The sequence below is a fragment of the Kitasatospora sp. NPDC033851 genome, assembly GCF_055576085.1.
In genome coordinates, this window is record NZ_JBVIRL010000011.1 from 203616 (window position 1) to 218098 (window position 14483).

Consider the following 14483-nt stretch of genomic DNA (forward strand, 5'->3'; position numbering starts at 1 on the left):
CGAATCCATAACTGAGTCAGTATCTTTACTGAGTTCAGTTATGCTGGATTCCGAACGAGCGGGTGCGCCCGTGGCGAGGGAAGGGACGCGAACGATGACCTCGGAAGTCCAGCAGGCGGCGCCGGAAGCCCAGGGCCTCGACGGCGAGCTGCGGCGGGAACGGGCCTACGTCGAGGACTGCCGGGCGGCGATGGCCCGGCAGGTCGAGGACGCGAGCCACCAGGTCGTCGCCGGAGAGGACGTCTCCGGCGACGGCGCCAGCGCGGAAGCGCTCGGCCGGTACCTGCGGACGCGCGCCAAGCGGATGAAGGAGCTGCCGCAGAGCCCGTCGTTCTTCGGCCGCCTCGACTTCGCGGACACCCCGGAGGCCGGGGACCACCGGCGGCAGCGCTACTACGTGGGCCGTCAGCGGATCTCCGAGGACCCGACGGTGCCGCCCCTGGTGGTCGACTGGCGGGCCCCGGTCTCCCGGGCGTTCTACCAGGCCGGCGCGCACGATCCGCTCGGGCTCGCGCGGCGCCGCCGGTTCGGCTGGGCGCCGTGGAGCGTCGGCCGGCCGGAGGAGCTCACCGGGCTGGAGGACGAACCCCTCGACGGGGCCGGGCCGCGCGGGGAGGGCAGCGGTACGGGCACGGCGGAGAGCGGTGCGAGCGCGGCCGGGGGCGGTCCGGCCGGCATCCTCGCCGCCGAGATCGAGCGGCCCCGCACCGGCCCGATGCGGGACATCGTCGCCACCATCCAGCCCGAGCAGGACGAGCTGGTGCGGGGCGGGCTGAGCGAGTCCGTCTGCGTGCAGGGCGCGCCCGGCAGCGGCAAGACCGCCGTCGGCCTGCACCGCGCCGCGTACCTGCTCTACAGCTTCCCGCAGCGGATCCGGCGCGGCGGCCTGCTGGTGATCGGCCCCAACCGGACCTTCCTGCGCTACATCGCCGAGGTCCTGCCCGCGCTCGGCGAGATCGACGTCGGCCAGTGCACGGTCGAGGACCTGGTCGCCACCCGGCCGGTCACCGCCGTGGACGACGAGCGGGCCGCCGCGGTCAAGCAGGACGCGCGGATGGCGACGGTGCTGCGCCGGGCGCTGTACGGGCGGATCCGGACGGTGGGCGCGCAGCCGCTCGTCGTCCCGGACGGCTCCTACCGGTGGCGGGTGTCGCCGGAGCGGCTCGACCGGATGGTCGCCGAGCTGCGCGAGCAGGCGCCGCCGTACGCGATCGGCCGGGAGAGCGTCCGCACCCGCGTGGTGGCGATGCTGCAGGACCAGGCGGAACGGCGGGCCGGCGTGATGTCCGGCGTGTGGCAGCGGAAGGTCGGCCGCTGCAGGCCGGTCGCGGCCTTCGTGGAGGCGGCCTGGCCCAACCTGCGCCCGGAGGCCGTGGTCGCCGGGCTGCTCGGCGACCCCGCCGTGTTGGCCGAGGCCGCCGACGGGGTGCTCAGCCCCGAGGAGCAGGCGGCGATCCTGTGGCGCCGGCCGCCGCGTTCGGAGAAGAGCGCGAAGTGGTCCGAGCACGACCTGATGCTCCTGGACGAGGTGGCCGGCCTGATCGAGCGCCCGGCCGGCTTCGGCCACGTCGTCCTGGACGAGGCCCAGGACCTCTCCCCGATGCAGTGCCGGGCGATCGCCCGCCGCAGCGCCTTCGGCTCCCTCACCGTCCTCGGCGACCTCGCCCAGGCGACCGCTCCCTGGGCCGCGCGCAGCTGGTCCGAGCAGCTCGCCCACCTCGGCAAGCCGGAGGCCGCAGTGGTGGCGCTGACCACCGGCTTCCGGGTGCCGGCCGCCGTGATGGCGCTTGCCAACCGGGTGCTGGGCGCGCTGGACGTGGACGTGCCGCAGGCGGTCTCGCTGCGGCGGGACGGCGAGTTGACGGTGCGCAGGGTCGACGGGGTGAGCCAGGACGGCGAGGCCGGCTCGGGCGGTGCGGCGAGCCCGCGGGGTGCCGCCGACTTGGGCGGCGCGGTGGTGGAGGCGGTGCGGGCCGCGTCGGAGCGCGAGGGCTCGATCGCGGTGATCGCGGCGGACGCTGCGGTGGCGCAGGCCGCTGAGGCACTCCGGGCGGCCGGGATCCCGACGGCCTCGGCCGAGCAGGTCGGCACCACCGCCCGGGTGACGGTGCTGCCCGCCTCGCTGGTCAAGGGACTCGAGTACGACCACGTGGTGGTCCTGGAGCCGGCCGCGATCGTCGAGGCCGAACCGCGCGGCCTGCACCGGCTCTACGTCGTGGTGACCCGGGCGGTCTCGCGGCTGGACATCCTGCACTCCCGGCCGCTGCCCGCGCCGCTGGGCGGGTGACCGGGCTTTCGGCCCGACAGCTGCGGCGTCGGGGCGACACGACGACAGGGCGACAGGACGATGGGGCGAACGGGGCGAACGGGGCGAACGGGGCGCCGGGCGACGGCCTCAGAGGCCGTTCAGGGCGGAGACCAGGCTGGCCACCGTGACGGTGTTGAAGACGAAGGCGATGACCGAGTTGGCGGCCACGGTGCGGCGCATCTCCCGGGAGGCCACCGTGACGTCGGTCGTGCCGAAGGTCGTCATGATCGCCAGCGCGAAGTAGATGTAGTCGCTCCAGACTTGGGCCTCCCAGCTGTCCGGGAACTCCAGGGCGCGCTCGTCCTCCACCAGGTTGTCGGCCTGGAAGGCGACCGCGAAGGACACCGCCACGCAGACCCAGGCGAGGGCGACCAGGGCGAGCGCCACCAGGGCGCGGGGGACCGGGCCGAGCCCGGACCCGAGGTGCCCGGGGAGCCACGCCACCGCGACCAGCAGCGCGGCGGTGGCGATGAAGAGCGAGACGCCCGGCCCGGGCGCCGTCCCCAGAAGGTAGCGCTGCAGTACGGTGCCCCGCTCCTCCCCGGCCCAGCCGCGCACCCGCTCGGGCGACGCGGTCGAGAAGGCGGTGGACGTGAGCACGAGGTACGGCAGGAGGTAGGCGAACAGCACCAGGACGCCCGTGTCCGCTCCCGACAGCAGGTCCCAGCTGCTGTCGACGCCGAGGAGCAGCGCTGCCGCGCCCGCCGCGACGGCCGCACTCACCGAGGACCTGCGGCGCTCGGAGAGCCAGGACGGCGGTTCGTCCCGGTCGGACGGCTCCGGGCGCGGGTCGCTCACTGGCCGGCGAGCCGCAGCGGCACGTGCACGACGGCCAGGGCCGCCGCCGCGGCCGCGAAGCCGAGGACCGCGCCGGCCGCGACATCGCCGGGGTAGTGCACGCCCGTGTGCACGCGGGAGTAGCCGACGGCGACCGCCAGCGCCCCGAGCGGGACCGCCGCCGGAGGCAGCACCACGCCGACGGCGGTGGCGAAGGCCGTCGCCGACGCCGTGTGCCCGGACGGGAAGGAGGCCGACTTCGGCATCCTCACCTGCCGTGCCACGATCACCTGGGCCCGCTCCCGGTCGGGCCGGCGCCGGTGGACCACCTGCTTGCCGAGCAGGTTCGCCGCCACGGAGGCCAGCGCGACGGCGGTGACCCCGACCACGGCCGCCTGCCGGGGCCTGCCGGGCAGGAGGGCAAGGCCGGCGGCGACGGTCAGCGAGATCTTCGAGTGGTCGGCCGCGCGGGACAGCCGCCGCAGCGCGGAGTCCAGGGCCGGGGTGGGGGTGGCGGCCACCGCCGCGTACAGGGCCCCGTCGATCGCGCGGAGGTCGGTGAGCACCCCCGCCGCAGAGGCGTTCCGGTCAGGCACGGGACCTCGCCTCGCCGTCGCGCTCCTCGGCGCCCCGTCCCACCGTGTCCCGTGCCGCCGTGTCCCGTTCTTCGGCGTCCCGTCCCACGGAGTCCGGCTCGCCGTGGCCGAAAGCGAGCGTGGCCAGCTGCCGCCAGTCCACCCGAGGCGTGACGGGGACGACGCCGGGGCGGTTGCGCGGTACCAGGACCCGCAGCGCCCCGGGACGCGTCGTGCACACCACCGGCGTGGGCAACCGCAGTGCCTCACCGTCGACGGCCACCGGGATCTCCTTCTCGTCGGAGGTCACCTCGACCCGACGCGCGGTCAGCACGGTCAGGCCGGTGGACTGCGAGCCCCGTACGGCCAGGTCGGCGGCCTGCGCCGCGCCCTCCACCCGCAGGCCCACCACGCCCAGCTCGCCGGTGTCGAGGCGGGGCCGGCGGCCGCCGCTGTCCAGGTCGTCGGGGGAGCCGTACGGGTTGTTGCTGACCAGCAGCGCCTGCTGGTCCGAGAGCGCCGTGGGCGCGGTGCCGTCCACCGGGGCGTCCGCCGGGCTGTCCGCCGGGCCGTCCGCCCGGGCGTCGACCCGCCGCACGCCCTCGCCGACCAGCAGGTCCGGCAGGAGGTTCAGCGCCGTGCCCGCCTTGGCGTCGCGGTACTCGGGGTGCTGCACGACGTCCGCGTACACCCCGAAGGAGACGGTGTTGACGAAGGGCCGGCCCGCGACCTCGCCGAGGTCGATCCGCAGCTCCTCGCCGTCGGTCAGCGCGTCGAGGCAGCGCGCCGGGTCGGACCGGTCGAGGCCGAGGTCCATGGCGAAGTGGTTGCGGGTGCCGGCGGAGATCACCAGGAACGGCAGTCCGTGCTCGGCGGCGACCGCCGCGACCAGGGCCTGGGTGCCGTCGCCGCCCGCGACGCCGAGCAGGTCGGCACCGCCGGCCACCGCCTCGCGGGCGAGCGCGGCGACGTCGGCGTGGGCGTCGGGGTCGAGCAGGACCACCCGGGCGCCGAGTTGCTCCGCCCGTTCGGCCAGCCCGAAACGGCCGACCTTCCCGCCCCCGGACTTCGGGTTCATGATGAGCACCGGCCGCTGGGGCCGGGGCGCGGCGGCCGCCCGCGCCGTCTCGGTCGGGCGCGCGCGGCGCAGCGCCACCCGGCCGAGGACCAGCGCCGTGCCCCAGCAGAAGATCAGCAGCAGCGCTGTCGGCCACAGGTCGTGGTAGACGAACAGCACCACGACGGCGATCGGCGCCGAGATCGCGAGCAGCGCGCCCACCACCCGCACCGCGCCCCGGTACGCCAGGAACCACCAGACGCCGGCCGCCCAGACCACCAGCTCCACGAACCCGGCCACCACCACCTCCAGGCCGCCGTCCCACAGGGCGAGCAGCAGCACGACCACGGCACCGACCGCGGCCAGCAGCGCGCACCGCGCGAGCACCCGCGCGGTCCCGCCCCCGTCGGAGCCCACCTGCCGTGTCCCGTCGATGTCGTCCTCCCTGAGCCGTGTCCCGGGCTTCTTCGCGTAGCCCGGTCCGTGTCAGCAGCCTGCGCACTTCCGTCACGGCGGGCATTCCGGCCAGGCTGTCCGGGTGAGCCCCGGGTGAGCCCCGGGGCGGGCCGGTCGGCAGGCCGGTCGAGGGTTCGGTTCACCCACCGCGCGGTTGACCCACCGTGCGGTTGACCCACCGTGCGGTTGACCCACGGCCCGGTTACCCGCAGTCGGGTCAGTCATGCGGGACGAGAGCGACCGGGCAGTGCACGTGGTGGATCGCCGAGTGGGCGACCGGGCCGAGGTGGGTGCCGAGCAGGGTGCGCCGGACGCGCCGCCCGACGACGAGCAGACGGGCGGTGGCGGCGGCGTCCACGAGGGCGACGCCGGCGCTGCCGCGGATCAGGTCGGTCGTCACCTCCACCTCGGGGCGGCGGGCCCGCCAGGGCTCCAGCAGCTCGGTGAAGCGGGTCCGTTCGGCGGAGGAGAGTTCCTCCTGGAGGCCGCCGATGGCGTCGAAGGCCATGTACTCGGTGCCGACCGGCGGGGACCAGACGTGCACGACGCGCAGCGGGGCCGAGCGTCGGGCGGCGGCGTCGAAGGCGAAGGCGAGCACGTCGTCCGCCGGATGGGCGAGGTCGAGGCCCACCAGCACGGGGCCGTCCGGCTCGTCCTCGCCGGCCCGGACGAGCACCACCGGGCAGGCGGCCCGGCGCAGCACCTCCTGGCTCACCGAGCCGACCAGGAAACCGCGGACGGCGCCCAGGCCGCGGGAGCCGAGCACGAGCAGGACGGCGTCGCGCGCGGCGTCCTCCAGGGCCTCGGCCGGGGCGGCGGGGACGTGCGAGGAGCTGACCGGGACTTCGACGGCGGCGCGCAACTCGGATTCTCGGGCGGCGAGTTGCTCCACCGATCGCTGGTGCGTCCGCTCGCTGCCGGCCACGTCCCGGTGCGGCCAGGGCCAGGCCTGGAGGAGGCGCAGGGGGCAGTCGCGGCGTTGCGCCTCGCGGGCGGCCCAGGCGGTGGCGGTGAGGCTCTCGGGTGAGCCGTCGAAGCCGACGACGACGGGTCCGGTCATGGTCTGCTCCCTACATCGGCGTCATGATGTGTTCCCTCAGCCGCGCAGGGTGTCGAGGGCGGCGCCCAGCCGCCGGGCCGCCTCGTCTGCGACCTCGCCCAGTCCGCCGTCGGGGCCGGCCAGCGCGACCAGCGTCTTCGGGTCGACGGCCTCCACCACGGTGGCGTCGCCGTCCGCGCGGACGACCACGTTGCAGGGCAGCAGCAGTCCGATGCGGCGGTCGGCCTCGAGCGCCCGGTGGGCGAGGGCGGGGTTGCAGGCGCCGAGGATCAGGTAGTCCTCGATCTCGGCGCCGATCTTCTCGCGCAGGGTCGCCCGGACGTCGATGGTGGTCAGGATGCCGAAGCCCTGCTCCTTGAGGGCGGCGGTGACCGCCTCGACCGTCTGTGCGTACGGCCGGTCGAGCCGTACTCCGATCCCGTAGTCCATGGTTCCTCCCGGGGGTCGCGGCCCCAGTATCGGCGGCGGCCGGGCCCACCGCCTCTCGGGTTCGGCCCGGCCGCCGCCGCTTCCTCCGGCCGGGTTCGCGGCGGGGATGGGTAGGCCGGCCGCCCGCGCGGACAGGATGCACGGTCCTCGCTCGAGGAGTCGGCCGGCCGGGTGCCGCCGAGCGGCTCCTCGATCCCGGTGGGAGGCGTTCGCCTCACAGGAAGTAGAGGCGGTTCAGCGGGACGGTGTCGGCGGGTTCGGAGTGGAGCGGGGTGCCGTCGAGGGTGACCAGGCCCGACGGCTCCGGAAGGACGGCCCGGAAGAACGGTCCCGGTCCCGCAACACCTCCGTCCTCGCCTGGTTCACCCCGGGAGCGGATTCCCCCGAACGGCGGATGCGTGCCGCGCCGGATCCTGACCTTCCTGTCAGTAGCGTGCGGAGCCGAAGCCGGCACTCAACGGAACGAGGACTCATGGCTCACCCCCGGCCGTCCCGCCGCTCGCTCCTGCAATCCGGGGCCGCGCTCGCCGCGTTGGCCCTGCTCGGCGGCTGCTCCTCCGGCGGCGGCGATGAGCAGCCCGGCCCGAGCGCCACGGCCTCGGGCGCGGCCCCGGCGGGCAGCCCGGCCGCCGCCGGGCGGACCATGCCGGCCGAGTCGCAGCCGCACACCCGCACCTTCATGGCCTGGCCCGCGCTGGAGGAGGTGTGGGGCGACCAACTGCCCGGCGTCCGGCAGGACATCGCGGGCCTGGCCCAGGCCGTCGCCGGCTTCGAACCGGTGGTCCTGCTGGCCCGCCCCGACCAGGCCGACCAGGCCCGGCAGGCCTGCGGATCCTCGGTCGAGGTGCTCGAGTTGACGGTCGACGACCTGTGGGCCCGGGACACCGGCCCGACCTTCGTCACCGGCCCGCAGGGGCTCGCCGGGGTCGACTTCGACTTCAACGGCTGGGGGAACAAGCAGACCCACGCCAACGACGGCCAGGTCGCCCGCAACCTCCTCGCCCACTACGGCATCACCCGCCTCCAGGCGCCGATCACCGGTGAGGGTGGCGGCATCGAGGTGGACGGCGAGGGCACCCTGATGGCCACCGAGAGCGCCTGGGTCAACGACAACCGCAACCCCGGCAAGTCCCGCGAGCAGATCGAGGCGAGCTTCAAGGACCTGCTCGGCGTCGAGAAGGTGATCTGGTTCAAGGGCGTCGCCGGGCAGGACATCACCGACTGCCACGTCGACGCCCTCGCCCGCTTCGCCGAGGCCGGCACCGTTGTCCTGCACCGCCCCGCCGCCGACACCCCGCCGGACGTCTGGACCGCCGCCTCCGCGCAGGCGCTCCAGGTGCTCCGGTCCGCGACCGACGCCAAGGGCCGCACGCTCAAGGTCGTCGACCTCCCCGAGCCCGACGTCGACCTGATCCAGGGCGCGGGCAAGAACTTCCTCGCCACCTACATCAACTACTACGTCTGCAACGGCGGCGTCATCGTGCCGCGCTTCGGCGACCAGGCCGCCGACGACCAGGCGGCCGGCATCATCGGCGACCTCCACCCGGGCCGCAAGGTCACCCTGGTCGGCATCAACCACATCGCCGCCGGCGGCGGGGGCATCCACTGCGCCACCCAGCAGCAGCCGGCCACCGGCGCGTGAGCGCGTCGCGGCGGCGCGGCAACCGCCTCCTCCTCGCCCTGCTGATCGTGGCGGTGCTGTGCTCGGCCGGCGTCGCGCTGTACCTGAACGAGCGCGACACCCGGCAGCAGGCCCATGAACTGGCCCTCCCGGGCGTCAGCGACTGGATCGAACTGGACGTCACCTCCCAGGACATCAACCCCGGGACGGGCGATCTCACCCTCTTCGTCGTACCCGTCCCGCACGGTGGCCTCGCGGCGGGGCCGGGCACCTCCGCCTTCAGCCGGCAGGTCGTGATCACCGTCCAGTCGGCGGTCCGCACCGAGCTGCGGGCGGCGCCGGGGGAGGCGGCGACGCCCCAGCCCGTGCCGGCCAACTTCTACGACGGCACCGTGACCGACTACCCCTTCGACCGCCACCACTTCGCGCTGTCGTTCGCGGCCGCGGACACCACCGGCGGCATCCCCGTCGGCGTGGTCTTCGTGGACGCCGACCCGTTCTTCGTCGTCCACCCGACCAGCACCCCGCACCCGTCCGGAGCGATCGTCCTGGAGGGCACGGTCACCAGGGCGCGCAGCACCTTCATCCTGGCCTGGTTCATGATCGCGGCCATGTGGGCGCTCGGCCTGGCGGTGATGGCCGGGGCCGAGGTGCTCTACCGGGGGCGGCAGGGGATGGTGTGGCCCTCGCTCGGGTGGATGGCCGCGACCCTCTTCGCGCTCATCGGCATGCGCAACGCCGCGCCCGGCTCGCCCCCGATCGGTTCGCTCATCGACTACCTGGCCTTCTTCTGGGCTGAGGGCATCATCGCGGCGTGCCTGACGTTCACCGTCGTGGCCTGCACCCGCGTCGAGCGCCGCAAGCGCGCCGAGGCCGAGGCCGAGGCGGCGGGCGCGGCCGGTTCCGGCCCGTGACGGGGGACGCTCCGGGCCGGTTCGACGGGGCCGGGTCCGGTCCGCCGACCGGAGCCTGCCCCGAACGGTGGCCGGTCCCGGAGCCCGTCCGCACGCCCCCGGGCCGGCCCGTCCGGTCAGCCGAGAGCGGGGATGTCGTGGGTGGCGCAGTGGATGCCGCCGCCGCCGGCCGCGATCGCGTCGATCTTCACCGGGACGATCTCCCGGCTCGGGAAGTACTGCTTCAGGATCTGCTGCGCCCGTTCGTCGGCCCTGGCGTCGCCGAACTTCGGCAGGTAGACGCCCTTCGAGCCGATGTAGAAGTTCATGTACGAGGAGACGAAGGCGTCGCCGCGGCCGGTGATCCGGTCCGGGTCGGGCTGCTGGAGCTCCACCACCTGCAGCTTCCTGCCGGTCGCGTCGGTGGCGTCCCGGAAGACGGCGCGCGCCTGGTCGGCCGAGCGGGACCAGACGTCCGCCGGGCTGCCAGGGAAGACCTGGTCGAGCAGGACCACGCCGGGGGCGGCGAAGCGGGTCAGGCAGTCGACGTGGGCGTCGGTGATGTCCTTGCCCTTGACACCCGCCAGCCAGATCACCTTGGTCACGCCGAGGAGCCTCTTCAGCTCGGCCTCGACCTGGTCCCGGCTCATACCCGGGTTGCGGTTGTCGTTGACGACGGAGCTCTCGGTGACCATCAGGGTGCCCTGCCCGTCGGTCTCGAAGGAGCCGCCCTCGGCGACCAGCCGGGTCTCGATCCCCTCGACGCCGTACTTGGCCAGCACCGCCCGGGCGACCTTGGAGTCGTTGCCGCGCTGCTGCTTGCCGCCCCAGCCGTTGAAGTTGAAGTCGACCCCCTTGACCCTGCCGCCCTCCTCGACGAACACCGGCAGGGTGTCCCGGGCCCACAGGTCGTCGACGGCGATCGGCACCACCTCGACGGCCGAGCCGCAGGCCTTCTGCGCGGCGTCCTTCTGCTCGGGCCGGGCCATCAGGACGACCGGTTCACGGGCGGCGATGGCCTGGGCCAGGCCGGCGACGTCCCGGCGGACGTCCGGGAGCTGGTCGCCCCAGACGTTCTCGGAGGCCGGCCAGGACATCACCGTGCGCAGGTGCTTGTCCCACTCGGCGCCGAAGCGGCGCACCCCGGGGGTGCCGCCGGGGGCGCCGCCGGGCTGCTGGGGCGGCACGGTGGGGTCGACGTCCTCGACGCCGTTGGGGTCGCAGGCGGTGAGGCCGAGGGTGAGGGCACCGACGCCGACACCGGCGAGGGAGCGCATCAGGGTGCGGCGGGACAGGGCGTTGGACATACGGGAACTCCAGCTGAGGGTCTGGGCGGTGGAGGGGGCTTCGGTAGCTGTGGCTGTGGCTGTGGCTGTGGCTGTGGCTGCCGCGACGGCTACGGCAGCGGCTCGTGCATGGTCGAGCAGTGGATGCCGCCGCCCCCGGCCATCAGGCGGTCGACGTCGATCTGCACCACCTCGCGGCCGGGGAAGGCCGCGGCGAGCGCCTCCCTGGCGGCGGCGTCCTTGTACGCGTCGCCGAACTGGGCGGTGATCACGCCGCCGTTGACGACGTGGAAGTTGAGGTAGGAGTCGACGAACTTGGAGCTGCGGGAGCGGACGGTGTCCGGGCCGTGCACGGGGAGGACCTGCAGACGGCGCCCCCGGGCGTCGGTGGCGGCGGACAGGATGGCGAACTGCTCGCGGGCGTCGCGCGCCCAGGCGTCGTTGCGGTCCGCCGGCGGCAGCTGCACCATCACCACGCCGGGCCGGATGAACCGGGAGGTGACGTCCACGTGGTCGTCGGTGATGTCCTGGCCCTTGATCCCGGGCAGCCAGATCATCGTGTCCGCGCCGTAGGTCTCCAGGACGGCCTCCTCGACCTCGTCCCGGCTCATGCCGCGGTTGCGGTTCTTGTTGACCAGGCTGCTCTCGGTGGCCATCACCGTGCCGTCGCCGTCGGTCTCGATCGCGCCGCCCTCGCCGACGAAGTCCGCGTAGGAGTGGCGCAGGCCCCGGCGGGTGGCCAGGAGTTCGGCGACCTGGGCGTCGTCGTGGTGCACCTGCTTGTTGCCCCAGCCGTTGAAGTTGAGGATCACGGCGTCCAGACCGCCGTACCCGTCGCGGCGGAAGACCGGCGCGATGTCGCGCATCCACAGGTCGTCGGTCGGGATGGCGGTGATCACCTCCACCGCGGAGCCGCACCGGGACCGGGCCTTGCCCGCGGTCCAGTCGTCGGGGGCGCACATGACCACCGGCTCGAACTCGGCGATCGTGCGGGCGATCAGGGCGATGTCCTCCTGGACGCCGCCCAGGCGCAGTCCCCACACACCCCGGCGGGAGGGCCAGGACATCCAGGTCCGCGCGTGCGGGACGTCGTCCGCCGGCACCCAGTACGGCCCGGTGGAACGGTCATCGCGGTCGTGGGTCATGAGGGTCTCCAGATCGTGCGACGGTGCCGGGAGGGGTGCGCGGGGCCGCCGGCTCCACTCTTCGCGCCGCGACGCACCGGCGCACCACGGAGCGGGGCCGACGGCCGACACCCTGCCCTGCGGCTTCAGGCTCGCACTGACTGAAAAATCAGTCAAACGCGTGGGCGTGCCCTGACGCATCCTTGACGGCTGCCGTGCGGAGTGTGACGCGCCCGGGGCGCTCCGTGCCGATGGGTGCTGACCGGTGCGGATCGGGGCTGATCGGGCGGATCGGTGTGGATCCGGGCGGCTCAGGAGCCGAGCCGGGCCACCTCGGCGTCGATCGCGTCGACCATGAGCGTCCGGGCGTGTGCCAGCGGCAGGCTGCCGCTGAGCCAGCGCGTGCTCAGCCCCTCCAGCAGTGCGGTGAGCCGCTCCGCCGCTCCGGCCAGCACGACCGCCGAGGACATCGGCCGCTCCACGCCGAGCAGCTCGGCGATCTCCTGCACCCAGATCCGGGTCGCCCGCGCCAGGTCTTCGCGCAGCGTGTCGTCGAACACCGCGCTCGCCCGCAGCTCACCCCAGGCGGTGCTGTTCTCCCGCACCTCGACGGTGTCCTGGAGCTCCAGCAGCAGCGTCTGCTCCAGCTCCTCGCGCGGCGTCAGCGGCGGTGCGTCCGCGGCGCGCTCGGTCGTGTAGCGCTCCGCCCGGTCGTTGATGAACTCCAGGGTCTGACGGAGGATCCCCGTACGGTCCTTGAAGTGGTAGTAGATGAGTGCGGTCGACACGCCGGCCTCCGCCGCGAGCTCCTCCACCCGCAGCCCGCGCACCCCGCGCCGGGCGATCACCCGCGCAGCTGCTTCCAAGATCGACGTTTTACGACTGGCCACGGTCCACCACCTTACCCGTGCGTACCGACAGGATCGGACCCGTCGTCTGAGAAACAGGTCAGCCGCCGACCGTTGTGTCGGTGGGGCGGCAGGCGGGAAGATGCCGGGTGCCCCGTACGTCGGCTCCCTGTCCCGCCGTCCCCTTGCCCCGCCGTCCCCCTGTCCCGCCGTCCCGCTGTCGATCGGATGCCTGGTTTGGACTCCCTCCTGCTTTCCCGCCGCGACCTCGACTTCCTGCTGCACGACTGGCTGGACGTCACCGCCCTGACCCGCCGCCCCCGCTACGCCGACCACGACCGGGACACCTTCGACGCGGTGCTGGAGCTCAGCGAGTCCATCGCGACGAGGCACTTCGCCCCGCACAACAAGAAGAACGACGCCGAGGAGCCCCGCTTCGACGGCGAGCGGGTGCACCTCATCCCGGAGGTCGGGCAGGCCCTGCGGGTCTACGCCGAGGCCGGCCTGGTCGGCGCCTCCATGGACTACGACCTCGGCGGTCAGCAGCTGCCCGTCGTGGTCGCCAACGCCTGCCGGGCCTGGTTCCAGGCCGCCAACATCGCCACCGCCTCCTACCCGCTGCTCACCGTCGGCAACGCCAACCTCCTCCTGGCGCACGGCAGCCGGGAGCAGATCGACACCTATGTGCGGCCCATGGTCGACGGCCGCTTCTTCGGCACCGTGTGCCTGTCGGAGCCGCAGGCCGGGTCCTCGCTGGCCGACATCACCACCCGGGCGGTGCCGGCCGCCGACGGCACGTACCGGATCACCGGCACCAAGATGTGGATCTCCGGCGGCGACCACGAGCTCAGCGAGAACATCGTCCACCTGGTGCTGGCCAAGATCCCCGGCGGTCCGGCGGGCGTGAAGGGCATCTCGCTGTTCATCGTGCCCAAGTACCTGGTCGGGCCGGACGGCACGCTCGGGGAGCGCAACGACGTGGTGCTCGCCGGTCTCAACCACAAGATGGGCTACCGCGGCACCACCAACGCCCTGCTCAACTTCGGCGAGGGCCGGCACACCCCCGGCGGCGCCCCGGGCGCGGTCGGCCACCTGGTCGGCGAGCCCCACCACGGGCTCGCGTACATGTTCCACATGATGAACGAGGCACGCATCGGCGTCGGCCAGGGCGCCACGGCGCTCGGCTACACCGGCTACCTGCACGCCCTCGACTACGCCCGCACCCGCCCGCAGGGCCGCCCGCTCGGGGGCAGGGACCCGCACGCCCCGCAGGTGCCGATCATCGAGCACGCGGACGTACGTCGGATGCTGCTGGCGCAGAAGAGCTACGTGGAGGGCGCGCTCGCCCTCGGCCTGTACTGCAGCCGGCTGCTCGACGAGGAGGCCACCGCCGAGCAGGAGGCCGACCGGGCCCGCGCCCACCTGCTGCTGGACGTCCTGACGCCGATCGCCAAGAGCTGGCCGTCGCAGTGGTGCCTGGCCGCCAACGACCTCGCCATCCAGGTGCACGGCGGCTACGGCTACACCCGCGAGTACGACGTCGAGCAGTTCTACCGGGACAACCGGCTCAACCCCATCCACGAGGGCACCCACGGCATCCACGGACTGGACCTGCTCGGCCGCAAGGTCGTGATGGACGGCGGCGCGGGACTGCGGCTGCTCCTCGACACCCTCGCGGCGACCACCGCGCGGGCCGCGGCGGCCGGCGGCGAGGCGGCCGACCTCGCCGCCCGCCTGGACGCCGCGGCGGCCCGGATCGGACGGACCACCGCCACGCTGTGGGCCGCCGGGGACCCGGCGGCCGCGCTGGCCAATGCCACCGTCTACCTGGAAGCCGTCGGCCATGTGGTGCTGGCCTGGATCTGGCTGGAGCAGTTCCTCGCGCTCGGCGCCGGCACGGACGCCTTCCGCCAGGGCAAGAGGCAGGCGGCCCGGTACTTCTTCCGGGTCGAACTACCGCGCACCGGGCCGCAGTTCGACCTGCTCGACAGCCTCGACCGGACGGCGGGGGAGTGCCGCCCCGAGTGGTTCTGACGATCCGCTTCCCCG

At 74.1% G+C, this 14483-nt stretch carries 12 protein-coding genes; 4 read left to right on the forward strand and 8 right to left on the reverse strand.

What is annotated here, in order from left to right:
- Positions 1 to 94: 94 nt before the first annotated feature.
- Positions 95 to 2287, forward strand: a complete 2193-nt coding sequence (locus ACZ51D_RS22425; RefSeq protein WP_465621340.1) for a HelD family protein — start codon at positions 95 to 97, stop codon at positions 2285 to 2287.
- Between the two features lie 108 nt (positions 2288 to 2395).
- Here the strand turns inward: ACZ51D_RS22425 and ACZ51D_RS22430 are convergent, their stop codons facing one another.
- From ACZ51D_RS22430 to ACZ51D_RS22450, 5 genes are all read right to left on the reverse strand, one after another.
- Complete coding sequence (locus ACZ51D_RS22430; protein ID WP_465621342.1) at positions 2396 to 3106, reverse strand: DUF1345 domain-containing protein; 711 nt, start codon at positions 3104 to 3106, stop codon at positions 2396 to 2398.
- Positions 3103 to 3681 (reverse strand): phosphatase PAP2 family protein, encoded by a 579-nt coding sequence (locus ACZ51D_RS22435; RefSeq protein ID WP_465621344.1) that lies wholly within the window; start codon positions 3679 to 3681, stop codon positions 3103 to 3105. The genes ACZ51D_RS22430 and ACZ51D_RS22435 overlap by 4 nt, the downstream gene beginning before the upstream one ends.
- Positions 3674 to 5134, reverse strand: a complete 1461-nt coding sequence (locus tag ACZ51D_RS22440; RefSeq protein WP_465621346.1) for a diacylglycerol/lipid kinase family protein — start codon at positions 5132 to 5134, stop codon at positions 3674 to 3676. Before ACZ51D_RS22440 ends, ACZ51D_RS22435 begins: the two co-directional genes overlap by 8 nt.
- Before the next feature lie 256 nt (positions 5135 to 5390).
- Positions 5391 to 6233: a universal stress protein gene (locus tag ACZ51D_RS22445; protein ID WP_465621348.1), complete on the reverse strand. Its 843-nt coding sequence runs from the start codon at positions 6231 to 6233 to the stop codon at positions 5391 to 5393.
- Between the two features lie 36 nt (positions 6234 to 6269).
- A complete protein-coding gene (locus tag ACZ51D_RS22450; RefSeq protein WP_465621350.1) occupies positions 6270 to 6662 on the reverse strand; it encodes a DUF302 domain-containing protein in 393 nt (130 codons plus the stop codon).
- A gap of 472 nt (positions 6663 to 7134) precedes the next feature.
- Between ACZ51D_RS22450 and ACZ51D_RS22455 the strand changes: the two genes are divergently transcribed.
- Both ACZ51D_RS22455 and ACZ51D_RS22460 read left to right on the forward strand, forming a co-directional pair.
- Positions 7135 to 8304 carry an agmatine deiminase family protein gene (locus ACZ51D_RS22455; RefSeq protein ID WP_465621352.1) on the forward strand — a complete coding sequence of 390 codons (1170 nt, stop codon included), beginning with the start codon at positions 7135 to 7137 and terminating at the stop codon, positions 8302 to 8304.
- Positions 8301 to 9197: a DUF4436 family protein gene (locus ACZ51D_RS22460; protein WP_465621354.1), complete on the forward strand. Its 897-nt coding sequence runs from the start codon at positions 8301 to 8303 to the stop codon at positions 9195 to 9197. The genes ACZ51D_RS22455 and ACZ51D_RS22460 overlap by 4 nt, the downstream gene beginning before the upstream one ends.
- A gap of 116 nt (positions 9198 to 9313) precedes the next feature.
- Here ACZ51D_RS22460 and ACZ51D_RS22465 read toward each other — a convergent pair whose 3' ends face one another.
- The 3 genes from ACZ51D_RS22465 to ACZ51D_RS22475 all read right to left on the reverse strand — a co-directional run bounded on the left by ACZ51D_RS22465 (position 9314) and on the right by ACZ51D_RS22475 (position 12476).
- The gene (locus ACZ51D_RS22465) at positions 9314 to 10483 is read right to left on the reverse strand and encodes an agmatine deiminase family protein (protein WP_465621355.1); all 1170 of its coding nucleotides are present in this window, start codon (positions 10481 to 10483) and stop codon (positions 9314 to 9316) included.
- Between the two features lie 89 nt (positions 10484 to 10572).
- A complete protein-coding gene (locus tag ACZ51D_RS22470) occupies positions 10573 to 11607 on the reverse strand; it encodes an agmatine deiminase family protein (protein WP_465663357.1) in 1035 nt (344 codons plus the stop codon).
- A gap of 290 nt (positions 11608 to 11897) precedes the next feature.
- Positions 11898 to 12476, reverse strand: coding sequence for a TetR/AcrR family transcriptional regulator (locus tag ACZ51D_RS22475; RefSeq protein WP_465621358.1), 579 nt, complete (start codon positions 12474 to 12476; stop codon positions 11898 to 11900).
- A 186-nt stretch (positions 12477 to 12662) separates the two neighbouring features.
- On the opposite strand from ACZ51D_RS22475, the gene ACZ51D_RS22480 reads away from it, so the two are divergent.
- Positions 12663 to 14468 (forward strand): acyl-CoA dehydrogenase, encoded by a 1806-nt coding sequence (locus tag ACZ51D_RS22480; protein WP_465663358.1) that lies wholly within the window; start codon positions 12663 to 12665, stop codon positions 14466 to 14468.
- Positions 14469 to 14483: the final 15 nt, after the last annotated feature.